The 23,939-nt window shown below is 57.9% G+C and carries 20 protein-coding genes and 1 pseudogene; 13 read left to right on the forward strand and 8 right to left on the reverse strand.

From position 1 onward, the window contains the following. Nucleotides 1-9 precede the first annotated feature (9 nt). Nucleotides 10-834, forward strand: coding sequence for an iron uptake system protein EfeO (gene efeO / locus AB7M22_RS12140; RefSeq protein WP_454186463.1), 825 nt, complete (start codon nucleotides 10-12; stop codon nucleotides 832-834). Nucleotides 835-968: 134 nt separating this feature from the next. Here efeO and pssA read toward each other — a convergent pair whose 3' ends face one another. Further along, nucleotides 969-2,312 carry a CDP-diacylglycerol--serine O-phosphatidyltransferase gene (gene pssA / locus AB7M22_RS12145; RefSeq protein WP_454186464.1) on the reverse strand — a complete coding sequence of 448 codons (1,344 nt, stop codon included), beginning with the start codon at nucleotides 2,310-2,312 and terminating at the stop codon, nucleotides 969-971. A gap of 241 nt (nucleotides 2,313-2,553) precedes the next feature. On the opposite strand from pssA, the gene AB7M22_RS12150 reads away from it, so the two are divergent. Then, nucleotides 2,554-3,117 (forward strand): TetR/AcrR family transcriptional regulator, encoded by a 564-nt coding sequence (locus AB7M22_RS12150; RefSeq protein WP_454186465.1) that lies wholly within the window; start codon nucleotides 2,554-2,556, stop codon nucleotides 3,115-3,117. Between the two features lie 56 nt (nucleotides 3,118-3,173). Beyond that, nucleotides 3,174-3,650, forward strand: coding sequence for a nuclear transport factor 2 family protein (locus AB7M22_RS12155; protein WP_183681829.1), 477 nt, complete (start codon nucleotides 3,174-3,176; stop codon nucleotides 3,648-3,650). A gap of 118 nt (nucleotides 3,651-3,768) precedes the next feature. On the opposite strand, the gene sfnG is transcribed toward AB7M22_RS12155, so the two are convergent. After that, nucleotides 3,769-4,863: a dimethylsulfone monooxygenase SfnG gene (gene sfnG, locus AB7M22_RS12160; RefSeq protein ID WP_454186466.1), complete on the reverse strand. Its 1,095-nt coding sequence runs from the start codon at nucleotides 4,861-4,863 to the stop codon at nucleotides 3,769-3,771. A gap of 346 nt (nucleotides 4,864-5,209) precedes the next feature. Between sfnG and AB7M22_RS12165 the strand changes: the two genes are divergently transcribed. Both AB7M22_RS12165 and AB7M22_RS12170 read left to right on the forward strand, forming a co-directional pair. Continuing rightward, nucleotides 5,210-6,448 carry an acyl-CoA dehydrogenase family protein gene (locus tag AB7M22_RS12165; protein WP_454186467.1) on the forward strand — a complete coding sequence of 413 codons (1,239 nt, stop codon included), beginning with the start codon at nucleotides 5,210-5,212 and terminating at the stop codon, nucleotides 6,446-6,448. 223 nt (nucleotides 6,449-6,671) lie between these two features. Further along, nucleotides 6,672-7,451, forward strand: coding sequence for a TSUP family transporter (locus AB7M22_RS12170; RefSeq protein ID WP_454186468.1), 780 nt, complete (start codon nucleotides 6,672-6,674; stop codon nucleotides 7,449-7,451). Here the strand turns inward: AB7M22_RS12170 and nudC are convergent. Continuing rightward, on the reverse strand, nucleotides 7,419-8,249 hold the full coding sequence (gene nudC, locus AB7M22_RS12175; RefSeq protein ID WP_454186469.1) for an NAD(+) diphosphatase: 831 nt from the start codon (nucleotides 8,247-8,249) through the stop codon (nucleotides 7,419-7,421). The genes AB7M22_RS12170 and nudC overlap by 33 nt on opposite strands. Before the next feature lie 6 nt (nucleotides 8,250-8,255). Further along, on the reverse strand, nucleotides 8,256-9,068 hold the full coding sequence (locus AB7M22_RS12180) for a crotonase/enoyl-CoA hydratase family protein (protein WP_454186470.1): 813 nt from the start codon (nucleotides 9,066-9,068) through the stop codon (nucleotides 8,256-8,258). 327 nt (nucleotides 9,069-9,395) lie between these two features. Between AB7M22_RS12180 and pncA the strand changes: the two genes are divergently transcribed. Further along, nucleotides 9,396-10,025, forward strand: coding sequence for a bifunctional nicotinamidase/pyrazinamidase (pncA, locus tag AB7M22_RS12185; RefSeq protein WP_454186471.1), 630 nt, complete (start codon nucleotides 9,396-9,398; stop codon nucleotides 10,023-10,025). Nucleotides 10,026-10,208: 183 nt separating this feature from the next. Here pncA and AB7M22_RS12190 read toward each other — a convergent pair whose 3' ends face one another. Beyond that, nucleotides 10,209-11,510 (reverse strand): ATP-binding protein, encoded by a 1,302-nt coding sequence (locus AB7M22_RS12190; RefSeq protein ID WP_454186472.1) that lies wholly within the window; start codon nucleotides 11,508-11,510, stop codon nucleotides 10,209-10,211. A gap of 4 nt (nucleotides 11,511-11,514) precedes the next feature. Beyond that, nucleotides 11,515-12,216, reverse strand: coding sequence for a response regulator transcription factor (locus tag AB7M22_RS12195; protein WP_008012908.1), 702 nt, complete (start codon nucleotides 12,214-12,216; stop codon nucleotides 11,515-11,517). A 294-nt stretch (nucleotides 12,217-12,510) separates the two neighbouring features. On the opposite strand from AB7M22_RS12195, the gene AB7M22_RS12200 reads away from it, so the two are divergent. The 7 genes and pseudogenes from AB7M22_RS12200 (at nucleotide 12,511) to AB7M22_RS12230 (ending at nucleotide 19,376) form a co-directional block, all read left to right on the forward strand. Next, on the forward strand, nucleotides 12,511-13,668 hold the full coding sequence (locus AB7M22_RS12200) for an efflux RND transporter periplasmic adaptor subunit (RefSeq protein ID WP_454186473.1): 1,158 nt from the start codon (nucleotides 12,511-12,513) through the stop codon (nucleotides 13,666-13,668). 15 nt (nucleotides 13,669-13,683) lie between these two features. Further along, nucleotides 13,684-16,782, forward strand: coding sequence for a multidrug efflux RND transporter permease subunit (locus AB7M22_RS12205; RefSeq protein WP_454186474.1), 3,099 nt, complete (start codon nucleotides 13,684-13,686; stop codon nucleotides 16,780-16,782). Nucleotides 16,783-16,954: 172 nt separating this feature from the next. Next, nucleotides 16,955-17,596 carry a DUF1345 domain-containing protein gene (locus AB7M22_RS12210; protein ID WP_454186475.1) on the forward strand — a complete coding sequence of 214 codons (642 nt, stop codon included), beginning with the start codon at nucleotides 16,955-16,957 and terminating at the stop codon, nucleotides 17,594-17,596. Between the two features lie 139 nt (nucleotides 17,597-17,735). Continuing rightward, nucleotides 17,736-17,879: a hypothetical protein gene (locus AB7M22_RS12215; RefSeq protein WP_454186476.1), complete on the forward strand. Its 144-nt coding sequence runs from the start codon at nucleotides 17,736-17,738 to the stop codon at nucleotides 17,877-17,879. Nucleotides 17,880-17,931: 52 nt separating this feature from the next. Further along, nucleotides 17,932-18,222, forward strand: a complete 291-nt coding sequence (locus tag AB7M22_RS12220) for a hypothetical protein (RefSeq protein ID WP_454186477.1) — start codon at nucleotides 17,932-17,934, stop codon at nucleotides 18,220-18,222. 144 nt (nucleotides 18,223-18,366) lie between these two features. Further along, a pseudogene (locus AB7M22_RS12225) lies at nucleotides 18,367-18,603 on the forward strand (hypothetical protein); the annotation flags it as partial. A 269-nt stretch (nucleotides 18,604-18,872) separates the two neighbouring features. Further along, on the forward strand, nucleotides 18,873-19,376 hold the full coding sequence (locus AB7M22_RS12230) for a hypothetical protein (protein ID WP_454186478.1): 504 nt from the start codon (nucleotides 18,873-18,875) through the stop codon (nucleotides 19,374-19,376). Between the two features lie 72 nt (nucleotides 19,377-19,448). Here the strand turns inward: AB7M22_RS12230 and AB7M22_RS12235 are convergent, their stop codons facing one another. Together AB7M22_RS12235 and AB7M22_RS12240 are read right to left on the reverse strand one after the other, a co-directional pair. Then, nucleotides 19,449-21,692, reverse strand: coding sequence for an autotransporter outer membrane beta-barrel domain-containing protein (locus tag AB7M22_RS12235; protein WP_454186479.1), 2,244 nt, complete (start codon nucleotides 21,690-21,692; stop codon nucleotides 19,449-19,451). A gap of 219 nt (nucleotides 21,693-21,911) precedes the next feature. Beyond that, nucleotides 21,912-23,915 carry a hypothetical protein gene (locus AB7M22_RS12240; protein WP_454186480.1) on the reverse strand — a complete coding sequence of 668 codons (2,004 nt, stop codon included), beginning with the start codon at nucleotides 23,913-23,915 and terminating at the stop codon, nucleotides 21,912-21,914. Nucleotides 23,916-23,939: the final 24 nt, after the last annotated feature.

A 23,939-nucleotide genomic window follows, 5' to 3' on the forward strand; every position in this document is an offset into this window, starting at 1 on the left:
AACCGTCCCATGAAAAAGTCGACCCTCGCCTTACTGCTGACCCTTGGCTTGCTCAACACCCCGCTTTCAGCGTTCGCGGCGACGGCGCCGCTGGAGTTGGTGGGGCCGATCTCGGACTACAAGATCTACGTCACCGAACAACTGGATGAACTGGCCAGCCACACCCAGCAATTCACCGACGCGGTGAAAAAAGGCGACTTGGCCACCGCGAAAAAACTCTATGCGCCAACCCGGGTTTACTACGAGTCCATCGAGCCGATTGCCGAACTGTTCAGTGACCTCGATGCGTCCATCGACTCTCGGGTCGACGACCACGAAAAAGGCGTGAAGGCTGAAGACTTCACCGGTTTCCATCGCCTCGAATATTCGCTGTTCTCGGAGAACAGCACCAAGGGCCTGGACGAGTTGGCCGACGGCTTGAACAAAGATGTGAAAGACCTGCAAACCCGCGTCGCCGGCCTGACTTTCCCACCGGAAAAAGTCGTCGGCGGTGCTGCCGCGTTGCTTGAAGAAGTAGCCGCCACCAAGATTTCCGGAGAGGAAGACCGCTACAGCCACACCGACCTTTATGACTTCCAGGGCAACATCGACGGTGCGAAGAAAATCGTCGACTTGTTCCGTCCGCAGATCGAAAAGCAGGACGCGGCGTTCATGGCCAAGGTCGACAAGAACTTCGCCACGGTGAACAAGACGTTGGCCAAGTACAAAACCACGGGGGGTGGTTTTGAGACGTATGACAAAGTGAAGGACAGTGACCGCAAGGCGCTGGTCGGGCCGGTGAATACCTTGGCTGAGGATTTGTCGATGTTGCGGGGGAAGTTGGGGCTGAACTGAGTTTTTGTAGCGTCTGAGCGGGCCTCTTCGCGGGCAAGCCTCGCTCCTACGGTTGATTGCATTCCTCTGTAGGAGCGAGGCTTGCCCGCGAAGGCGTCCTTACTGGCACCACACCCGCCCCGCCAGGTTAATCCTTACAAAATCCGATACAACAACCGCTCGATCCTTACCCGGCTCACACGCTTGAGAAACTTGGCCACTCCCGCCGGATAATCCGGCAATGCTTCCAGATCCTGATACCGCTCGATGCGGCTGGTGTGCCGGAAAATCTCCGCCAGTTCATTGCCACGCGGCTCCAGCAATTCACCTTTCGGATCATCGATCAGCAACGCGTTTTCCAGGTCGAGACGGAACGCCCGTGGATTGAGGTTGTTGCCGGTCAGCAAGGTATAGCGCTGATCGATCCACATGCCCTTCAGGTGATAGGTGTTGTCGCCATCCTTCCACAAATGCAGGTTCAGCTTGCCACTGTCGATGCTGCGCTGATGACGCTTGGCGAAGCGTCGCAGGCTGATCTCGTAAAGGTATGGCAGTGCCGCGATTACCTTGAACGGCTCGCTCGGCGGAATGTAGAAGTCGTTGGCGGTTTTGTCGCCGACGATGATGTCGATCTTCACGCCACGGGCCAGGGCACGGTTGATTTCCCGGGTCACCGCCAGCGGCAGGTTGAAGTACGGCGTGCAGATGGTCAGCTGATGCTGGGCGCTGGCGATCAGCTCACAGATCACCCGACTCAACGGGTTGTTCTTGCCCACGCCGAGCAAGGGACTGACCGATAAACCGCCCTTCGCCGTGCTACCTGCCGTGGTGTCGTACGCCGCGTGCTTGAGACGGCTGCGCAGGTCACCGATGTCGTTGCGCAGGCTGCGAGTGGTCGGCAGGTTCGGCAGGTCGAGGCGATGCACCGCTTTGGAGGCGATCAGACCGTGCTGAATCAAGTGCTGCATCGAGTCGGCCAGCGCGTGGTTATGCAGCAGGTGATAGCGGTCGAAGCGGTACTTGTCGAATTTGTGCAGATAAACGTTGTTCAGGCTCGCGCCGCTGTAGAGCACGCAATCGTCGATCACGAAGCCCTTCAAATGCAGCACGCCGAACAGCTCGCGGGTCTGCACCGGCACGCCGTACACCGGCACGACGCTTTCGTGGGTGCGGGTGGTTTCCTGATACCAGGCCGAGTTGCCCGGCTGCTTGCCGGCACCGATCAAACCGCGCTGGGCGCGCAGCCAGTCCACGACCACCACCACGTCCAGTTCCGGACGCGCCAGTTTGGCGGCGTGCAGGGCATCGAGGATTTCCTGGCCGGCCTCATCTTGTTGCAGGTACAGCGCGACGATATAGATGCGCTGGGTGGCCTGGGCGATTTTTTCCAGCAGGCAACGACGGAACTCGGCGGCGCCAGAGAGGATGGTGACGGCATCGGCGGTCAGCGGAAAACTGCGCAGTTTAGGCAGCAGAGAGCGTTTGAAAAGCGACGGCATAGGGCTCGCAAAAGGGTCGAATCCGAAGAACCCGAGAGCTTACACCATGGATCGGTTTGGGTCTTGTTAGTGTCTGTAAAGGCCTCTTCGCGGGCAAGCCTCGCTCCTACGGTTTTTCATCGTTCGGGATAATTGTGACTGCACAAATCCCGTAGGAGCGAGGCTTGCCCGCGAAGGCAATTTCACAGTCACCATAAATAATTTCTTGACCAAGGAGAACGATCATTCTACTGTTGGCCGCATGAACGAAATCACTAGCAATGACACACGCGACATTATTCTGGATGTCACCGAAAAGTTGATCTACAAAAGTGGCATCGCTGCCACCGGCATGGATCTTCTGGTGAAAACCGCCGGCGTCTCCAGAAAAAGTATTTACCGCTACTTCGCCAACAAGGAGGAGCTCACCGTCGCGGCCCTGCAACGCCGCGATGTGCGCTGGATGAATTGGTACCGAAGCGAAGTCGGCAAGGCCGAGAGTCCGGCCGACCGGCTGCTCAACCTGTTTACCGTGCTCAAGGCCTGGTTCGCCTCCGAAGGCTTTCGCGGCTGCGCATTCATTAACACCAGCGGCGAAACCGGTGATGCGCAAGACCCGGTTCGCCTGGTCGCCAAAGACCACAAACAGAAGCTGCTCGACTACGTGCGCGAGCTCTGTACCGAACATGGCGCAACAGACCCGGAGACGCTGGCCAAACAGCTGCTGATCCTGATCGACGGTGCCATTACCGTAGCGCTTGTGATGGGTGATCACAGTGCCGCCGATAATGCGCAATGCATGGCGCGAAAGTTATTGGACCTGTAACATTTTTAATAAGCCCGACAACTTGCTTGTACGTTAATTTGATAGGGAGACTTAATATGTCTACTGCCGAAGTTCGTCCGCCATTGCCTCCGTTCACCCGTGAATCGGCCATCGAAAAAGTTCGCCTGGCCGAAGACGGCTGGAACTCCCGCGATCCGGAACGGGTGTCCCTGGCCTACACCCTGGACACCCAGTGGCGTAACCGCGCCGAGTTCGCCCACAACCGAGAAGAAGCCAAAAGTTTTCTGACCCGTAAATGGGCCAAGGAACTGGACTACCGGCTGATCAAGGAACTCTGGGCCCATGGCGACAACCGCATCGCCGTGCGTTACGCCTACGAATGGCACGACGACTCGGGCAACTGGTTCCGCTCCTACGGCAACGAGAACTGGGAGTTCGACGAGAACGGCTTGATGTTCAACCGTTACGCCTGCATCAACGACATGCCGATCAAGGAAAGCGACCGCAAGTTCCACTGGCCGCTGGGCCGCCGGCCGGATGATCACCCGGGCTTGTCCGATCTGGGCCTGTAAACACTGATCCAAATGTGGGAGCGAGCCTGCTCGCGATAGCAATCTGACAGTCAACTTGTTTGTTGGATGTTCAACCGTCATCGCGAGCAGGCTCGCTCCCACAATGTTTTTTTGGTGTTCAGGCGACCGCGGCTTGCGGCGTTGCAGCCGCCTTCGCTTCCAGCTCCCGCACCAACGGCAACACCCGCTTCCCGAAATATTCCACTTCTTCCTGAAAGTGCAGAAACCCAGCCAGCACCAAATCCACGCCCACCGCTTTCAACGCGACGATCCGCTCGGCAATCTGTTGTGGTGTGCCAATCAGGTTGGTCTTGAAGCCATCGTTGTACTGCACCAGATCCTCAAAGGTCGATTTGGCCCAGTTGCCCTCGCCCTCGGGCGACGCCCTGCCCGCCTGCTTTGCCGCATCGCCAAAGGCATTCACGGCTTCGGGATCGGCCTGATCGATGATCTGCGCCAACACCGCCCGCGCCTCTTCTTCGGTGTCTCGTGCGATGACGAAGGCATTCACCCCGACTTTCACCGAATGATTATTCGCAGCCGCTTTGGTGCGGATGTCGTCGACCTGGGCCTTGATGCCTTCGGGGGTGTTGCCGTTGGTGAAGTACCAGTCCGAAACCCGCGCCGCCATGTCCCGGGCCGCACGGGAGCTACCGCCCTGGAAGACTTCCGGCTGACCCAGCGGCTTGGGTTTGAGGCTGTAGTTGTCGAAGCGGTAGAAGTCGCCGCGAAAGGTGAAGTTGTCCTGGCTCCAGATGCCCTTCAATGCGCGGATAAATTCTTCAGAGCGGCGATAACGTTCGTCGTGTTCCAACCAATGTTCACCGATGGCCTGAAACTCACCCTTGAACCAACCGCTGACAATGTTCACCGCCACCCGGCCGTTGGTGAGTTGATCAATGGTCGCCAGTTGCTTGGCCGCCAGCGCCGGTTGCCATGGCCCCGGCAGGATCGCCGCGATGACTTTCAACTGGGTCGTTGCGGCCAACAGCGCATGGCTGAAGGCAACGGATTCATGCTGGAACTCGGCACCATAACCGGCGGTGAAACGAATCTGGGTCAGGGCATATTCGAACCCCGCTTCTTCGGCCAGTTGCGCCAGTTTGCGGTTGTAGTCGATGCCCCAGTGGGTGCGCTGCTCGATTTTGCTGACCACCAGCCCACCGCTGACGTTCGGCACCCAGTAGGCAAATTTGACGGCTTGCTGACTCATTGGCGTGTCCTCGGGTTTTCAGGGAAGTCCTGAGGCCAGAGCAGCAACCGTGCCAGCGCTGTGATACGACCGCCTTAAGCCAAGTGAAATACTTGTGGGAGCGAGCCTGCTCGCGAAAGCGGTGTATCAGTCAACATCAATGTTGAGTCTGATGGCCCTTTCGCGAGCAGGCTCGCTCCCACAGGGATCCGGTTGTACCCGGGGCAATTTGCTGATGCCCTGTTGGTACGGCAACAGTTGCAGTGAGAGCTAACCCACGTACCAACCCGCAATGACTGGCCTGTGAATGTCGGCATGGTCCGTGCAATCCCCTGTGGCACTCACTGCCGTTCCAAGGAGCTGTCCCATGACCGAACATCACGTAATCAACCCGCTGTCCACCGGTACTGACTATGAAACGCTGGCCGCGCGTTTTCGGCCGATCTTCCAGCGCATCGCCGCCGGTGCCGTTGAGCGCGAGCAAACCCGCAGCCTGCCTTACGAACCGATTCAATGGCTCAAGGACGCCGGCTTCGGCGCGGTGCGGGTGCCGGTTGAATACGGCGGTGGCGGTGCTTCTCTGCCGCAGCTGTTCGAGTTGCTGATCGAACTGGCCGAAGCCGATTCCAACGTGCCCCAGGCTTTGCGCGGACATTTCGCCTTTGCCGAGGATCGTTTGAACGCGGCACCGGGGCCGGCTCGGGATGTCTGGTTCAAACGCTTCGTGGAGGGCGATATCGTCGGGTGCGCCTGGACCGAAATCGGCAGCGTAGCGATCGGTGATGTGATTACCAAGGTCTCGCCCGACGGCGATCGGTGGCGGCTCAACGGCGAGAAGTTCTACAGCACCGGCAGCATTTTCTCTGACTGGATCGATGTCTATGCCCAACGCAGCGATACCGGCGGCGATGTGATCGCTGCCGTCCGCACACGTCAACCGGCAATTGTGCAGAGCGATGACTGGGACGGTTTCGGCCAGCGCACCACGGGCAGCGGCACTTCGCGGTTTATCGAGGCTGAAGTGGACGCCGAGAACATCATCGACTTCGCCACCCGATTCAAATACCAGACGGCGTTTTATCAGTTGGTGCTGCTGGCGACCCTGGCCGGGATTGGCCGCGCCGCGTTGCGCGATGTGGCGCATCAGGTGCGCGAGCGTAAACGCATTTACAGCCACGGCAATGCACAGCGGGTCAGCGAGGATTCGCAAGTGCAACAGGTTGTCGGTGAAGTGGCAGCGTGGGTGTATGCCGCCGAAGCCAGTGCCTTGAAGGCTGCGCAACCGGCGCAACGGGCTTATCTGGCGCGGTTTTCGGGGGATGAGGCGCTGGAGCGCGCGGCGAATGTGGCAGCGGAGATCGAGTCGGCGAAGGCTCAGGTGGTGGTCTCGGAATTGATCCAGCGGGCGACCACGTCGTTGTTCAATGCCTTGGGCGCTTCGGATGTTCGCGAAGGCAAATCGCTGGATCGGCATTGGCGCAATGCGCGGACCGTGTCATCGCACAATCCGGTGATCTACAAGGCGCGGATTGTCGGGGACTGGGCGATTAACGGGACTGAACCGCCGTTTGTGTGGCAGATCGGTAATGGGCCGCAGCACAAATAATGTGTCGTCGGGGCGGGATGCCTTCGCGGGCAAGCCTCGCTCCTACAGGATCGCGTGATTTTCTGTAGGATCGAGGCTTGCCCAAGATCGGCTCACCATCGCCCCTGTAGGAGCGAGGCTTGCCCGCGAAAGGGCCAGACAGGTCGCCGCAAGAAGTGGTTATAGGTAAGATACCGGCCTTCCTCGCAGCCCTCTTCTGCGCCCTGCCGAATAAGCCCATTCCATGCCTTTCGAACTCAGCGTTGACCTCACTACCCTGGCCGTTCTGGCCCTCGTCGCTTTCATTGCCGGTTTCATCGACGCCATCGCCGGCGGTGGCGGTCTGCTGACCACTCCGGCGCTGCTGACTGCCGGCTTGCCGCCGCACCTGGTGCTGGGCACCAACAAGCTCAGTTCAACCTTCGGCTCGGCCACTGCCAGTTTCACTTTCTACCGGCGCAAGTTGTTCCATCCTCGGCAATGGACGCACGCGATCGTCGGCACGTTGGTGGGTGCGCTCACCGGCGCCGTGGTCGCTCATTACTTGCCGGCGGAATGGCTGAACAAGATGCTGCCGGTGATCGTTTTCGCTTGTGGCCTGTACCTGTTGTTCGGCGGCACACCGAAGGCGCCGCTGGACAGCGACGCACCGATCAGGAAAAAGTGGCAATCGACTCAAGGCTTCAGCCTCGGCTTCTACGACGGCGTGGCCGGTCCGGGAACGGGAGCGTTCTGGACCGTCAGCAGCCTGCTGCTCTACCCCATCGACCTGGTCAAGGCCAGCGGCGTGGCGCGCAGCATGAACTTCGTCAGCAACATCGCGGCGCTGTCGGTGTTCATATTTTCCGGCCAAGTGGACTGGATCATCGGCCTGAGCATGGGCCTGTCGGTGATGGTCGGCGCCTTCTTCGGCGCGCGCACCGCCATCAGCGGCGGTGCGAAGTTCATTCGCCCGGTGTTCATCACCGTGGTGCTCGGCTTGACCGTCCGGTTAGCCTGGCAGCACTGGTTCAGCGAGGCCTAAGCGCCGCGCCACGTAGACGTCGATCAGGTAACGGGCAATCGAGCGTGACGCCGGCAACGGCGGCAGCTCGTGCACGTTGAACCACTGGGCGTCTTCGATCTCGTCTTCCTGACAGACAATCTCGCCCCCGGCGTACTCGGCGTGAAAACCGAGCATCATCGAATGCGGGAACGGCCAGCATTGACTGCCCATGTACTGGATGTTCTTGACCTCGATCTGCACCTCTTCGCGGACCTCGCGAATCAGGCAGTCCTCGGCAGACTCACCCGGCTCGGCAAACCCCGCCAACGTGCTGTAGACCCCGGCGACAAAACGCGGCGAACGAGCTAGCAAAACCTCGTCGCCACGGGTCACCAGCACGATCATGCTCGGTGAAATGCGCGGGTAGCTGCGCAAATCGCACGGTTCGCAGTACATCGCCCGCTCACGCGGCACCTGGCTCATCACCTGCCCGCAATTGCCGCAAAAACGGTGTTCACGGGCCCAGGTACCGATTTGCGCGGCATAGCCGAGCACCTTGTAGACAGTGTGATCGTCCTCGAGCATGAACGCTCGCAGGCCTTTCCAGTTGCAGCCCGGTACGTCGCTGTGACTGCGCAGCTCCAGCAGGTAGACCGGTTCGCCATCCAGGTGACCGATGCCATGCTCGGCGAGAATCGACAGGTCCTGACGCTTGAGCCATTCCCGTGGAAACAGCGCGCCATTGTCATCGAACAAAAAGCCTTCGGGGCTGCGCGCCACGGCCCAGCCGCCGGGTTGATCGGTGTCCAGTACTGCGGTGGTCCAGCGTGAAATCATGGTTAATCAATCCAGAAATTCGGGTTTCTGTTTGCTCATATGGGCGGCCATGGCCACGCGCAGATCGGTGGATTGCAGCATGGCGGCGTTCCAGGTGGCGACGTATTCGAGGCCGTCGTCGATGCGATGGTCACGCATGTAGCTGATCATCTCTTTGGTGCCGGTGATAGCAATCGGCGACTTGCCGGCGATCTCGCGAGCAATGCCCATCACGCCTTCAATCAGGCTGGCGGCATCGCTGTAGACGCGATTGACCAGGCCGATGTTGCGCGCATCAAAGGCGCCAAAGGTGCGACCAGTGTAAGCCAGTTCACGCAGCATGCCGTCACCGATTATCCGTGGCAAGCGTTGCAAAGTGCCCACATCGGCTGCCATGCCGATGTCGATTTCCTTGATGGAAAATTGCGCGTCCTCGGCGGAGTAACGCATGTCGCAGGCCGAAATCAGGTCGATGGCGCCACCCAGGCAATAACCCTGAATCGCCGCCAGCACCGGTTTGCGGCAATTGTCGACGGCATTGAACGAGGCTTGCAGCGCGAGGATCTTGCGCCGTAGCAGGCGCGCATTGCGGCCGACATCCTTGCCCAGTTCATTGGCCACACCGGCCAGCATCATCAGGTCGATGCCCGAAGAAAAATGCTTGCCGGCACCACTGAGCACCACCACCCGGACTTCATCGGTATCATCGATCCACTGGAAAATCTCGATGATCTCGCTCCAGAACGCGGCGTTCATCGAATTGATCTTTTCCGGGCGGTTGATCTGCACATGGGCGATGTTATCGGCCAATTCGACGCTGAAGGCGGTGTATTGAGACATGGCAGTGATCCTTTACCGGGCAGAATATGAGGCCCGAACTATAACAAGGCATCCGTGCCGGCAGTAAGGCAGCGGTTCGGCCAAATGCGGGACTGCTCCGGGTTTTGTGGTGTCTGGACGGGCCTCTTCGCGGGCAAGCCTCGCTCCTACAGGGGAATGGTGTCGGATACATAACACCCGTAGGAGCGAGGCTTGCCCGCGAAGGCCACACCGCCGATCCAACTGCCTTTCACCGCCACAAACGCAGCCATTTCATGAAACCGGCTTAGCGCACCAGCAAAGTTATCACTATGCTTGCACCTGACTTTCCAAGGAGGAACCCCACCCATGCCAATCTCTTCACGTGCAGCTTTGCTGGTTATCGACGTACAAAACGACTTCATTCCCGGCGGTCAACTGCCGGTGCCGGAGGGCGACCTGATTGTGCCCCTGATTAATCGTCTGGGTCGCCAGTTCAAGCAGGTCATCATTGCCCAGGACTGGCATCCGCCCGGCCATGCCTCATTCGCTTCCAGCCACCCGGGGCGCAAACCTTACGATGTGATTCAGTTGCCTTATGGCGAGCAAACGCTCTGGCCTGAGCATTGCGTACGGGCCACACCCGGCGCCGAGTTCCACGCGGAACTGGACCTGCCCCACGCCCAACTGATCATCCGCAAGGGCTGCAATCCGGACATCGACAGTTATTCGGCATTTCTGGAAGCGGATCGAACCACGACCACAGGCTTGGCCGGATACCTTAAAGAGCGCGGCATCGACACGGTCTACATGGTCGGGCTGGCACTGGATTTCTGCGTGATGTTTTCTGCGCTGGACGCGCGGGCGGCGGGGTTCAATGCGTTTGTGGTGATGGATGCATGTCGGGCGATTGATCTGGATGGATCGCTGGCGGCAGCGATTGACCGGATGCAGGTGGCTGGGGTCGGGTTGATTCCGTCAACCGACATACTCGGCTGAACGATCATGCACAACCCCCATGGCAAATGACTCCTTGTGGCGAGGGAGCTTGCTCCCGCTCGGCTGCGAAGCAGTCGCAAAATCTTCGAATGAAGTCTCTCTGGAGAAATGTATTTGTAGGTATTGGGGGCGCTTCGCGCCCCAGCGGGAGCAAGCTCCCTCGCCACAGGTACGGTGAAAGATTCAAGTAGGTGTCGGCAACCAGAGTCGAAACCGCGCGCCACCCAGCGGCGACGGTTGCGCGGTGAGTGTGCCGCCCTGCGCTTCCAGGGCCCGGCGGCTGATCGCCAGGCCCAACCCAAACCCGCCAGTCGCCCGATCCCGACTACGATCCAGCCGATAAAACGGCTCGAAAATCCGCTCCCGCTCTTCTTCCGGAATGCCGATACCATCGTCATCCACCCAGATTTCACAGCCCTTGGGGCACACCTGCACACCGATCTGAATCCGTTTTTCGCAATAGCGCATCGCATTGCGCAGCAGGTTCTGGAGCGCCCGGGCGGTCAGTCGCGGGTCCAGCGAGAAGCGTTCGAGCTGGCCGTTGAGCAGCACATCGATAACGATCTCCGGTGACTCAAGTTCTTCATCGACGCTGCCCAAAATACTGTCGATGAATTCATCCAGCGACACGTCGACCTGTTCCGGCAGCCGCGCCGGGTTTTGCAATCGGCTGTAAGACAGCAATTCCAGCACCAGCTCATCCAGTTCGCGAATGTGCGCGACCAAGCCTTGCAGACGTTCGCGGCTGGTGGCCGGCAAGTCGTCGGACAGCGCCAGGGCCAGGCCGAAATCCAGCCGCGTCAGTGGCGTGCGCAGTTCGTGGGACACAGCGTTGAGCAGATCGCGCTGCTGGTTGAGCAGGTTTTCGATGTCGCCGGCCATGGTGTCGAACACGTTGGCCAGGCTGCCGATGTTGGAGCTGGGGGAAATCTGTGTGCGCTCGCTCAGGTGGCCCTTGCCGAAGCGTTCGGCGGTACCTTTGAGGCGTTCCAGGTCGCGCCAGTGCGGGCGCAACCACAGCAACAGACAGGCGAGCATGGTCGCGCCGATCAGCACGTTGATGCTCCAGTACAGCCAACTGACGTCCGTCGGGTCCGGCGGCACGACCATTTTCACCACCATCTGCTCGTTCAACGGTGCCACCGCCAGGGTACGCCAGCCCCAGTCGCCGATGCGCACCACGTTCTCACCGCGCTGCAAGCGTTGCCGTTCATCGAGGGTGAATTCCGCGTCGTCGTTGCGGGTCAGCACGATGTGCAGCGGCTGGAATTCCTTGTCCATCTCAGCTGCCAGCGCTGGCCACTGCTCTGAAGGCACGGCGCGAAACTGCTTGGCAATCAGCGTTTGCAAGCCTCGGGAATAATCGAGGTTATAGGTCACGAAGCGCTCATGGAAAACCTGGATCACCAGGTCCGGCACCAGGTAGATCGCTGCGCTGAACGAGACAATGGTCACCAGATAGAGGCGAAACAGAATTCTGAACATCGACTCAGCATTCCCACTCGGAGCGGCTGAACAAGTAACCCTTGCCCCACACAGTCTTGATCTTGCGAGCCTCGCCGGCGTGGTCGTCGAACTTGCGCCGCAGCTTGGAGATGGCCACGTCCACCGAGCGGTCGGTGCCGTTGAATTCGATACCGCGCAAGCGTTGCAGAATCTGGTCGCGGCTCAGCACTTCGCCGGCATGCCGGGCCAGCACCACCAGCAGGTTGTATTCACCGCTGGACAGCTCGACCAGTTGCTCGCGCCAGGTCACCGTGCGCTCAGACAGGTCGATGCACAGATTGCCCATGAGAATGCGGTCGTTGGCGGTCATCGGTTCGCTGAGGCTGCTGCGGCGCAGCAAGGTCCGCACCCGGGCCAGCAACACCCGTGGTTCGCAAGGTTTGGTGACGTAGTCATCGGCGCCCATTTCCAGGCCCAGCACCTGATCGTGGCTGTCATCGCGGGCGGTGAGCATCAGGATCGGCAAGGTCGCCGAGTCGGCTCGCAGCAAGCGGCAGACCTGCAAACCGTCGAGTCCCGGCAGCATCAGATCGAGAATCACCAGGTCCGGAGGATTGACCCGCGCCCGTTCGCGCACATGATCGCCACGGCTAATCACGCTGACGCAATAGCCGTTGCGTTCCAGGTAGCTGGCAATCAGTTCGGAGAGCGCGGTGTCGTCTTCGACCAGGAGGATGTTGGGCATGGGGTGTTTCCAGAAAGTGCAGGGGTGACTGGCGAGGCCTCATCGCGGGCAAGCCCGCTCCCACAGGGATTTGATGTGGACACAGATTTTGTGAACATCACCTACCACTGTGGGAGCGGGCTTGCCCGCGATAGCGGTACATCTGTCGCAATAAATTTCAAGTCGCCAAGGATATACGCCCTCACACGCCCATGAGCAAAACCCTTACACAATTTCACACAGCGCCTACAAAGCTTCACCGCTACCTTGATCGGCGCCCCGTAGGATGCGGGAGGTCATTATTGGGGTATTCACATGTCAAAGAACCTGCTTGCCACGCTCAGCCTGATTGCACTGACGTTGACGCTGAGCGCTTGTGACCAGTCCTCGACCGCCGAAGAACAGGCACCACTGGCCACCGTGCGGATCGAAACCATACAAGCCCGCCCTCTATCGATCAGCAGCGAACTGAGCGGGCGGATTGTCGCGCCACGCATCGCCGAAGTGCGCGCCCGTGTTGCCGGCGTGGTGTTGCAGCAGGCCTTCCGTGAAGGCAGCGATGTAAAAAAAGGCGACGTTCTCTTCCGTATCGACCCGGCACCGTTCAAGGCCGACCTGGACAGCGCCGAGGCGGCGCTGCGCAAGGCCGAGGCCAATGCGTTCCAGGCCAGACTGCAAGAGCAGCGCTACGCCCAACTGATCGAAGGCAACGCCATCAGCGGCCAGGATTATGACAACGCCCGGGCCAATGCCCGGCAGACCGCCGCCGAGGTCGCTGCCAACAAAGCCGCCGTGGAGCGAGCGAAACTGAACCTGGGTTATGCCACTGTCACGGCGCCGATTTCCGGACGCATCGGCCGCGCACTGGTGACCGAAGGCGCGCTGGTCGGGCAGAACGAAACCACCCCTTTGGCATTGATTCAGCAGTTGAACCCGATCCATGCGGACCTGACGCAATCGACCCGTGAACTCAATGACCTGCGCCGCGCGTTCCGTTCCGGCCAGTTAAAGGAAGTGGGCCAAGGTCAGGCCAAAGCCACATTGATTCAGGACGACGGCAGCCTCTACCCGCTGCCGGGCAAGTTGCTGTTCACCGACATCACCGTCGACCCGGGCACTGGTCAGATCATTCTGCGCAGCGAGTTCCCCAACCCGGACCTCGACTTGCTGCCGGGCAGCTTCGTTCGCGTGCGTCTGGAGCAAGCGTTCAATCAGCAAGGCATCAGCGTGCCACAACGGGCCATTCAGCGTGACAGCGCCGGCGTTGCCCAAGTGCTGTTGCTCGACGCCGAGCAGCGGGTCGGCCAGCAACCGGTCGAACTGGGCCCGGTGCAGAACGATCGCTGGATCGTCACCAGCGGCCTCAAGCCCGGCGACCGCATCGTCACTGAAGGCCTGCAACACGCGCGCCCCGGTGAAAAAGTCCAGATCGACAACACCCCTCTTCCACTTGCCCAGGTTTCTGGTCAGTAAGCAGGACGCTTTTTTATGCCGCAGTTCTTTATCGACCGCCCGGTGTTCGCCTGGGTGATCGCCTTGTTCATCCTGCTGGCCGGTGCGTTGGCCATTGTGCAATTGCCGGTGGCGCAGTACCCGAACGTTGCGCCGCCGAAAGTCGAAATCTACGCCACCTACCCGGGCGCTTCGGCGCAGACCGTGGACGAAAGCGTGGTCAGCCTGATCGAGGAAGAGCTCAACGGCGCTGATCATCTGCTGTATTTCGAATCCCAAAGCAGCCTCGGCAGCGCCACCATCACCGCGACGTTCCAGCCGGGCACCGACCCGGAAATGGCGCAAGTCGACGTGCAAAACCGCCTCAAGGTTGTGGAGTCGCGCTTGCCGCAAGCGGTGACTCAACAGGGCTTGCAGGTGGAGAAAGTCTCCGCCGGTTTCCTGCTGCTGATCACCCTCACCTCCAGCGACGGCAAACTCGACGACGTGGCGCTCAGCGATTACCTGGCGCGCAACGTGATGAACGAGATCAAGCGCCTGGACGGCGTCGGCAAGGCTCAGTTGTACGGTGCCGAACGGGCGATGCGGATCTGGATAGATCCGCAGAAACTGATTGGCTTCAACCTGACCCCGGCCGATGTCAACGCCGCCATCGTTGCGCAAAATGCTCAGGTTTCCGCGGGCAGCATCGGCGACTTGCCGACTCGCACCACTCAGGAAATCACCGCGACCATTCTGGTCAAAGGCCAGTTGTCGACACCCGAAGAATTCGCCGACATCGTGCTCAAGGCCAACCCTGACGGCTCGACCGTGCGCATCCGCGATGTGGCGCGGGTCGAGATCGGCAGCCAGGAATATCAGTTTTCCACACGGCTTAACGGCAAGCCGTCCACCGCCGTCAGCGTGCAACTGTCGCCGGGCGCCAACGCCCTGAGCACCGCGACGCTGGTGCGTGCGAAGATGGATGAACTGGCGCGCTACTTCCCGGCCGGCGTCGAATACAAGATTCCGTACGACACTTCGCCCTTCGTCAAAGTCTCGATCACCAAGGTGGTCTACACCCTCGGCGAGGCGATGATATTGGTGTTTGCGGTGATGTTCCTGTTCCTGCAAAACATCCGTTACACGCTGATCCCGACGCTGGTGGTGCCGGTGGCGTTGATGGGCACTTTCGCGACCATGCTCGCGCTGGGCTTCTCGATCAACGTGCTGACCATGTTCGGCATGGTGTTGGCCATCGGCATTCTGGTGGACGACGCGATTGTGGTGGTGGAGAACGTCGAGCGGATCATGGCCACCGAAGGCCTGTCGCCCAAGGACGCGACGCGCAAGGCGATGAAGCAGATCACCGGGGCGATCATCGGCATCACCCTGGTGCTGGTGGCGGTGTTCATTCCGATGGCGTTCATGCAGGGCTCGGTCGGGGTGATTTACCAGCAGTTCTCGCTATCGATGGCCACGTCGATCCTGTTCTCGGCGTTCCTCGCCCTGACCTTGACCCCGGCGCTGTGCGCGACGCTGCTCAAACCGATTGCCCAGGGCGAACATCACGCCAAGGGCGGCTTCTTCGGCTGGTTCAACCGGCGCTTCGAGCAACTGACCGAGCGTTATCAGGGCTGGGTCGCGTATGCGTTGAAACGCACCGGGCGTTACCTGTTGATCTACGGCGTTCTGCTGATCGGTCTGGGGCTGTGCTTCAGTCGCCTGCCCTCCTCGTTCCTGCCGGTGGAAGACCAGGGTTACACCATCACCGACATTCAACTGCCACCGGGTGCGAGCAAGAACCGTACGGTGCAGGTGGTCGAGCAGATCGAAGCGCACAACGCCACCGAACCGGGCGTCGGCGACAGCACGGTGATTCTCGGTTTCAGCTTCTCCGGCAGCGGGCAGAACGCCGCGCTGGCGTTCACCACGCTCAAGGATTGGTCGGATCGGGGCAGCGATGACTCAGCGAGTTCGATTGCCGACCGCGCCAACATCGCACTAAGTCAGATCAAGGACGCCATGGCCTTTGCGGTCCTGCCTCCGCCGGTCGATGGCCTCGGCACCTCCAGCGGTTTCGAGTTCCGCCTGCAGGACCGTGGCGGCCTTGGCCATGCCACGCTGATGCAGGCGCGCAGCCAATTGCTGGCCGCCGCCGAAAAAAGCCCGATCCTGATGAACGTGCGCGAAAGCGCCCTCGCCGAAGCGCCGCAGGTGCAACTGGAAGTCGACCGCAAGCAAGCCAACGCCTTGGGCATTTCGTTTGCCGACATCGGCAACGTGCTGTCCACCGCCGTAGGTTCGGCCTACATCAATGACTTCCCCAACCAGGGAAGGATGCAGCGAGTGGTGGTCCAGGCTGAAGGCGATCAGCGTAGTCAGGTCGACGACCTGCTGAAGATTCACGTACGCAACAACGCCGAGAACATGGTGCCGTTGTCGGCCTTCGTTCGGGCCAACTGGACCCAGGGCCCGGCGCAATTAACCCGTTACAACGGCTACCCGGCCATCAGCATCTCCGGCGAACCGGCGCCCGGTTACAGCACCGGCGAAGCCATGGCAGAAATCGAACGACTGGTGGCGCAGGGCCCGGCGGGGTTGGGTCAGGAATGGACCGGGCTGTCGTTGCAGGAACGCTTGTCCGGCAGCCAGGCACCGATTCTGCTCGGGCTGTCGCTGCTGATCGTGTTCCTGTGTCTGGCGGCGCTGTACGAGAGTTGGTCGATTCCAACGTCGGTGCTGCTGGTGGTGCCGCTGGGTGTACTCGGCGCGGTCTTGGCGGTGACGTTACGCGGGATGCCCAATGACGTGTTCTTCAAAGTCGGGCTGATCACCATCATTGGCCTGTCGGCGAAGAACGCGATCCTGATCATTGAATTCGCCAAAAGCCTGTACGACGAAGGCCACGACCTGATCGACGCCACCCTGCAAGCCGCGCGCCTGCGCCTTCGGCCGATTGTCATGACGTCGCTGGCGTTCATCCTTGGCGTGGTACCGCTGGCGATCGCCACCGGGGCCAGCTCGGCGAGCCAGCAAGCGATCGGCACCGGGGTGATCGGCGGAATGATCACCGCGACGCTGGCAGTGGTGTTTGTACCGGTGTTTTTTGTGGTGGTGATGAAACTGGTGCGCAAGCGCCACAAAAACATCTAACCCACAACCCATCCCCGTAGGAGCGAGGCTTGCCCGCGAAGAGGCCGTCACATTCAACATTAATGTCGACTGACACACCGCCTTCGCGGGCAAGCCTCGCTCCTACAAGGGATTATCGTTGTGGTCACAACCTGGGCTAAGGTGTTTAGACACCCAGGCCCATCGAGTTCTCATGCCCCTACTCGCCCGCACCCACCCACGCCTGTCCGCCGCTGCCACACTCGGCGTCGCGGTCGGCATTCTGGCCCCCGCAGACTCAATCATCAGCAAAATCCTCATCGGCTGGAACGCCGGGGTCTGGACCTATCTGGTGCTGATGCTCTGGCTCACCATACGTGCCAAGGCCCCGGACGTTAAACGCATAGCCGAGGTCGAGGACGAAAACGCCGGTCTGGTGTTGCTGCTGGTGAGCATCGCGGCGCTGGCCAGCCTCGCCACCATCACCTTCGAACTCGCCGGCAGCCGGGACCTGGAAACCACCCGCAAACTGCTGCGCTACGGCTTCACCGCATTGACGGTAATCGGTTCATGGCTGCTGATCGGGGTGATTTTCAGCGTGCACTACGCAAGGTTGTATTACACCTGGAGCGGCAAGGAACCGGCGCTGCGATTTGCCGAGGGGCTGACAACGCCCAATTACTGGGACTTTCTGTACTTCTCGTTCACCATCGGTGTGGCGGTGCAGACGGCCGACGTCGGCGTAGCGACGCGGGATCTGCGCAAGATCGTGCTGGCGCAATCGTTGATCGGGTTCGTGTTCAATACCGCGATTCTGGGCTTTTCGATCAACATTGCAGCGGGGCTGTTCGGTTGATTTTTCTGATTCGCGATAACAAACCTGGCTTTTATACCTGTCATTTATGACAGTAGATTTTGCATTTCCCCTGATAAATGATCGGACATGTCGCCGACACGCTATTGCCGGCCCTCTCGATGTCACCGAAGGATCGATCATGAAAAAGCTTACCCTGCCTCCGAACAATCAACCGAAAGAAACCACCGGCACGTTTTCCGCAACGCTAACCAACAGTGAATTCACCCACTTTAAAGCCATAACAGTGAGACTGTGGCTCGACGCTCCAGGTGAAGAGATCTAACCGATGGATTCTGAATGGAAGTACTGCAGAAGAGAATAAGGTCAGAACGCTGATGGTCTTGACGTTCGATGAACACTTGTCTGGAGGCGAATATGACCTGGGCGGTGCTACCGCAAAAGTTCGGCTGTCATACACACGATTGATCCGAACCAGTGAAGGCGGCGGTATTATGGAACGTTACGACGCCATCGCAGGTAAAGTGAAATTCGAATTCGACATTCAATCAGGCTCTCTCCAAGGCAAGATGATCGACTGCACGATTCAACGTGCAGGACAACCGGCCATGCAGTTTGATCTGAAGGGCGAATTTGATGTCGCGGGATTTGATGTTGTCATCCGTTGAGCCCGAAGCCCCTATCAACTAGGGGCAAAACCTTGTTATCAGGCCTCACAGGTCGTCGAGGCCTGATAACGTGCACTCGCTGTCCTCTGCGCCTGACACAGGCCTTCTAGCCGCCCCCTTCTGCGAAGCTAACCTGTATCTGTCCTAAAGATCATCCGCCAAACTGCGCTCGACGATCTGCTCGAACGCCTGACCTGTCATCTGCACCGGCGCACCCGGTATGGCGAAGACCCACGTCTACCGCGGGTAGCGCAAAAGGCCCGCGAATATCTGCATGCTCACGCTCAACTGGTGCGCAGTCACCGGCGCTGGTTTGTCCGGGCTTATGGTTTGACGCCGGTGCTGTATCGCAGGGCAGCCTTGAGAGCGGGCGCAAGCTAATTGCCAAGTTCTACTGGAGCGATGAGCTACTTCAATCGTACGATGGGATTACTACTGCTGACGTCAACAGCGGGCAATATCAGCGTTAGTCATCCATCACCGCCCAATCAAGACAAACTCATCTACAAGGCCAATAGTTAAAAACACAAAAAAAAAGCGTTGTAAACTGTCAGAGCTGACAGTTTACAACGCCATGTCTTCAGCGTTTGATAAGGCATCCCGAGCTTTAAGCGGGTGGATTGTTAATTGCCATAAATATGGAGACAGTAATGCAAACTATCACGCAAAAATCCAAACAGGAAACGGCTGCGGGAACCTGTACTGGTACCCTTGGCAATAACCAGACATTTAATGCAGGTCTCGTCGAACTGTCGGTGAAAACCTTTCTGCCACCGCATGGTGTAGCACATGTGATGTTCGCCAGGCAACGCGCTCCCGCCCCGGATTACACGACGAAAGAACTCACGCTCTCCTTTACCAAGGGGCAGCCCAATGGCCCCTATCCGGTGACAAAAGAATCGTCTACTGTGCGCCTGACCTTCGCCGATAATTCCGACCCGGACAACCCTGTGATTTACAACCAAAAACAAGGCGCCGCCGTGTTGATGTTTGATGCACAAAGTGGAATCTTCTCCGGCACATTGACCGATGTCGTCGTTGAAAACGTTGTCAATGACACGGTCAAAACACTGACTATCAATGTTGATTTTTCCGCCAGGGAAAATGCTAGCGTCAAAAAACGTGCTGCCGCATTGCGCTCGCAGGCGGCCTGATAAACATGCAAGCCAGCCCCATAGAAAAAGGAAGCGAAGGCTTCCTTTTTTTACATCGAGTTTCGACGCTACTTAAAATGCATAGCGCATACCGACATTGATACCTATAGGTTGATCAATATGACGACCGCTCATGGCATCAACATCAAGATGTAAATGAAAGTCTTTTGTCATGGACACAGCCATACCAGCACCGAGTTCAACCCGAGAACCGGAGAGATCATTGTTAAAAACGTTGTTGTTGACTTGAATTTCATTGTTTTTAGCGAATTCGTATGCCAAAGCCGCTTTCAGGTACGGTTGCAATACACGTCCCTGTTCCAGTGCGATATTACGTCCTGCTGTCACCCCGATTTTCCCTAACATGGATCGAGTCCGATCACCTTCGGCTTGCAAATCGTTATCCAGCGAAAAGTCTTTACCCTCAATGTACACAGTGGACCACTGAGTGAATGGCTCAAGATAATTGCCGCTGGCAAAAGCGATGTGCCGACCAAACTCCACGGACACACCTACTCCCGAGTTGTCAAAGTCGCCTTTGGTTCGGGTACCGTCGCTCAACCCTACCTTGGCGTCATTGCGAAAACGGTTGGCTTTGACGACCGCATCGAAGTAGTAACCGGTTCGGGCATCAAGCCAGGTGGCATAGGTACCCAGGTAGTAGCTGCTAACCGTGCCGGAAGTGCCGCCATGCAGATCCAGATCGGACTTGCTATGTCCGGCAAGTACCCCCGCCAGCCATTGGCCGTCGCCAATCGGAAGTGGCGCGTCGACCCCCAGGGTAAAACCCTGCTGGGTTTGCTGATAACCAACGCCCGATGCATCAGAAATGTTGTATTTGTTGCCATAGGCACGGCCCCATGCTCCGGCACTCCTTCCATTGAAACGCAATTCACCCATCCGGGAGCGCACTGAAGCTCCTTCACCATACCAGGCGGTCACTGGGGTGTTGAACAGCGCCAAGACCGAACGGGCTCCCGGACTGACCGTGCTTGTGCTCGGGTCAAGTATCCAGTCGTTGCCACTTTTGGCCAGCCCGTAGGAATAAGTACCCAGATCGACGTTCCTGCTTATTGTGAATTGAGCATCGCCACCTGCGGTTTGAACCACGCGAATAGGCACACCAGCTGCCGGATCCACACCGCTGCTGCTTATCAGCAGCTCATGGGTACCGCTGGCCGTTCCATTAATAACCAACAGGTCTGTTTGACCCGTAGCGAAATCAGTCCCCATGAGAAACCGGCCATTACCCGACAGGTTGGTCACCTGTAATTGGTAAAAGGCGTCGTCAGCACCAAATTTTACGGCCCCACCGTTACTCAGGATCAGATTCTCGACCTTGCTGTCTTCCACCAGCACCCATTGCGAACTGTCATTGATGGTTGCACTGGCGACGTTGACCAGGCGACCGGTCAACTCGGAATTGTTCTGCAACGTCAGTTGGGTGGTGCTGCCTTGCTCGGAAATGATGTGCCCTGTGAGGTTACTGCCATTGACCGTCATGTGGGCGTTCGCACCACCGCGGACATCCAGCAGGGTTTCATTGCCGGCCTGCAATCGAGAGTTGTCCAGGAAAATGTTCGCCGTCGACGCACCGGCATTGGCAAAATCCACCAGAATGGCCGAGTCGGTTTGACCTTGAACCGTAGAGTTTTCAAGTGCGAGGGTCACAGGCTGAATAGCGGAGTCTTCAAGGCCAAGGCTGATGCCATTCTGTCCACCGATCACGGTACTGCCTCTGAGCGTCGCTCCGGCACTTTGTAGCCGGAGCCCAAAGCTGGAAGCCCCGGTACCTTGAATCGTCGAACGGGTGATATCCAGAGTGCTGAATGCACTCGCCAATGCGCCGCCGGTCACTCCAGTGACGGTGCTGTCGGTTATCGTGACCGTTGAGCCGGTCTGGGTGTTGATGTTTCGTCCCGCTTGTAACCCAAAGCGATTGCCAGTAATGGTGCTGTCTTTGATATTGGCTTCGCTGTTGCTCAGCACCACAGCCGCCAATCCGCCGATACCGGTGACCGTCGCTCCGTTCAGGTTTACTCGGGAACCGTTGATTGCTGAAATCTGTTGGGTATTGCTGCCTGGATTGACATTGAGTGTCGACTGATCAGAGGTGATCGCCAACGTTTGTGCCGCATTGACGGTCAGCGTTGCATTCTGGCTGAGAGACCAGCTTTCCGGTGCCCCCCCATTAACGGTTTCATCACCCCCGACGACGGGTGCCGCAGCTGCAGATGAAGTGTAAATAGCCAGCAGTGGAATACACGAAAACATTAATTTTTGCGTGTTCCCCCTTCTAGTCGATGAAGTTCGCATAGTAGACACCTACTTTGATAAAACTCAGGAACTGGCAGTCCCGGCTTTTAGAAAGGTGCCAGTCAATTAAGGGTCGCTAGGCTATCTGGACACTGCGGAATACGCTGTAGGATTTATCCTATTGTCACAAAGGAAAACTCCTTCTGAGTCTCAAACATACCATTTAGATAAAAAAGCAGTGCAGCGAAGGACTGCCCTCACTGCACTGTCAGAGGGTACTTAAGGCGAAGGATGAGCTTCCTCGCAGTACTGCCCGATATGATTGACCATAAGCACTTCATGTTGCGCTGGTTTAGAAGGAGGTGTAGGAGTATTTCCTGTACGCGAAACAGTATATGTCAATCTGCCTAACCCACGGTTGGCGGGTTTGAAGTGAGTATCATAATCTCCAATCTGAATAATGACACCCTCGTCCGGAAATGTACCGACAATGGGATAAGTAGCCGTTGTTTCGACGATTGGATCCGGAGGATTTTCGTTGGTCAATGCTTCCCACTTCAAAGTAATTGTTTCACCATCAATGGTATAAGGCCCCTTGAGTATTCGCACCTGGAGATTGCGGCGAGGCGTCCCATCATTACTGGCGCCAAAGTTTAAAGTCCCACAACCGATTTGCTTTTTCGGACCCGCAAGATTCAGCACTTCCGGTGCAGCCGTTTCGATTGGAAAATCTTCCACTGTAATTGGCTGATGAGGCGAACTCTGAGGATTGACGCCGAGCGGTGTATTCAATGTCCACCAGAGATCCCTTGTTCCGCTCTGTTGTTGGAAAATGACATCCCAATCCAACTGCCGGGTGATGAGAGTATTTTCCATACCTGGCGTCAGTGCGATGGTGGCTCCTACCTGAACGTTATGGTAGAAGATTTTTATCTCCCATCCCTCTTCTGTAGGTGGGGCAGCAAAAATCATGAACGATATAGTTCCATTATCGCCGTAATCTGTCTCAAGAATTTCATTCACACTTCCTTTAGACATTGTGAGTTCTGGGGTTGACAGATTCGGGTTGATTGGCTTCGGCCTATCCGGATTTTCTGGGCCGATATAAGACATATCGACAAAAATATCAGCCGAACTTTCTGCAATTTTCCGACTGCCGCGAAACATTTCAAAATGAATATTGGTTTGTTGTGCCCCGTCGGTATTTCCATATACGCGCTCTATAAGCGCGACGTCCACATCCCAGGTTAATTCAAGGTTCGTCCCGACGAGCTGTTCACTGCCTACCTCTTCGCTGCCCCAGTACACGCGTACGGAATCTCCCGGGCCGTTGGGCGTAGGAACCGTCACCACAACTTTTACCCCCTGCTCAACATCGGCGTGATCGATTAAATCATCACCGTTTTCTCCGTTGGCCAACGGTACGACTGGAGGCAAGATAACGTTGGGGTCTTCAAGGAACACAATGCGTCGGCTACTGGGGTTGGATAATTTGCTGATGTTTCCTGCTAAATCCCGAACCCGGAAAACGAACGTATTTGCCCCTTCCTCGGCAGCCCGAAACTTTTCAACGGGCACCAACACTTCAAACGTTGATGTGAGGAATCCCTTATAGGCAGGTTCATCCCGGTCAGGATCCGGTGCGACCCCAAAAAACAGTTCGACCCAGTCAGTGTCCAGTCGAGCGGAATAGTCGGCAATCTTGATCCGTACGCCTGTCAGGTTTTTGCCAAGGAAATCCTCATCAATGGGGGCGCCAGGCGCAGGGCCGGCCGGAAATGAGGGTGCTGCCGGCGTACGATCCGACGCCGGCACTTTTACTTTGTAAGGTCGCGTCCGATCAACCGCATACTCGGCAATTTCGGCATTCGAATCGTTGATACCACCGTACCAGTAGATATATATAACTTCATACACAGTGGGTATTTCTGGAGCAATATCTTCTACTAAATACTTTATCGGAATTGTACGATGCAACGGCCATCCCCGCTCGGCGATCGGCCCCAGCTCCAGAAAAGCCTCAATATCCTCCCAGTCAGGCGCGCCTTTCTTGCGAATCTTAAACTCAATTAAATCAGCCGGATCCTCAGGTTCCGTTCCTTGAGGAATGGTGTACTCCAGTGGCGCATCCAGAAATTCGATAGGTATCCGAATATCATTTTCTAGAGTTTGCTGGGTGAAGGTAACTTTTTCGGCATCGGCGAGCACAGCGCCGGCTGTACCGTTACGTTCCTGCAAGACCATCCTTCTGGACAAATTGGCACGATCAACTTTAGCGTTCATTTTATCAGGCTCCATTCATTACTG

Source organism: Pseudomonas sp. ADAK2 TE3594, from assembly GCF_053628675.1.

Bases quoted from the DNA above. Each gene is read 5' to 3' on its own strand.
- efeO (WP_454186463.1), top strand. From the start codon at position 10: ATGAAAAAGTCGACCCTCGCCTTACTGCTGACCCTTGGCTTGCTCAAC.
- pssA (WP_454186464.1), bottom strand. From the start codon at position 2,312: ATGCCGTCGCTTTTCAAACGCTCTCTGCTGCCTAAACTGCGCAGTTTT.
- AB7M22_RS12150 (WP_454186465.1), top strand. From the start codon at position 2,554: ATGAACGAAATCACTAGCAATGACACACGCGACATTATTCTGGATGTC.
- AB7M22_RS12155 (WP_183681829.1), top strand. From the start codon at position 3,174: ATGTCTACTGCCGAAGTTCGTCCGCCATTGCCTCCGTTCACCCGTGAA.
- sfnG (WP_454186466.1), bottom strand. From the start codon at position 4,863: ATGAGTCAGCAAGCCGTCAAATTTGCCTACTGGGTGCCGAACGTCAGC.
- AB7M22_RS12165 (WP_454186467.1), top strand. From the start codon at position 5,210: ATGACCGAACATCACGTAATCAACCCGCTGTCCACCGGTACTGACTAT.
- AB7M22_RS12170 (WP_454186468.1), top strand. From the start codon at position 6,672: ATGCCTTTCGAACTCAGCGTTGACCTCACTACCCTGGCCGTTCTGGCC.
- nudC (WP_454186469.1), bottom strand. From the start codon at position 8,249: ATGATTTCACGCTGGACCACCGCAGTACTGGACACCGATCAACCCGGC.
- AB7M22_RS12180 (WP_454186470.1), bottom strand. From the start codon at position 9,068: ATGTCTCAATACACCGCCTTCAGCGTCGAATTGGCCGATAACATCGCC.
- pncA (WP_454186471.1), top strand. From the start codon at position 9,396: ATGCCAATCTCTTCACGTGCAGCTTTGCTGGTTATCGACGTACAAAAC.
- AB7M22_RS12190 (WP_454186472.1), bottom strand. From the start codon at position 11,510: ATGTTCAGAATTCTGTTTCGCCTCTATCTGGTGACCATTGTCTCGTTC.
- AB7M22_RS12195 (WP_008012908.1), bottom strand. From the start codon at position 12,216: ATGCCCAACATCCTCCTGGTCGAAGACGACACCGCGCTCTCCGAACTG.
- AB7M22_RS12200 (WP_454186473.1), top strand. From the start codon at position 12,511: ATGTCAAAGAACCTGCTTGCCACGCTCAGCCTGATTGCACTGACGTTG.
- AB7M22_RS12205 (WP_454186474.1), top strand. From the start codon at position 13,684: ATGCCGCAGTTCTTTATCGACCGCCCGGTGTTCGCCTGGGTGATCGCC.
- AB7M22_RS12210 (WP_454186475.1), top strand. From the start codon at position 16,955: ATGCCCCTACTCGCCCGCACCCACCCACGCCTGTCCGCCGCTGCCACA.
- AB7M22_RS12215 (WP_454186476.1), top strand. From the start codon at position 17,736: ATGAAAAAGCTTACCCTGCCTCCGAACAATCAACCGAAAGAAACCACC.
- AB7M22_RS12220 (WP_454186477.1), top strand. From the start codon at position 17,932: ATGGTCTTGACGTTCGATGAACACTTGTCTGGAGGCGAATATGACCTG.
- AB7M22_RS12230 (WP_454186478.1), top strand. From the start codon at position 18,873: ATGCAAACTATCACGCAAAAATCCAAACAGGAAACGGCTGCGGGAACC.
- AB7M22_RS12235 (WP_454186479.1), bottom strand. From the start codon at position 21,692: ATGCGAACTTCATCGACTAGAAGGGGGAACACGCAAAAATTAATGTTT.
- AB7M22_RS12240 (WP_454186480.1), bottom strand. From the start codon at position 23,915: ATGAACGCTAAAGTTGATCGTGCCAATTTGTCCAGAAGGATGGTCTTG.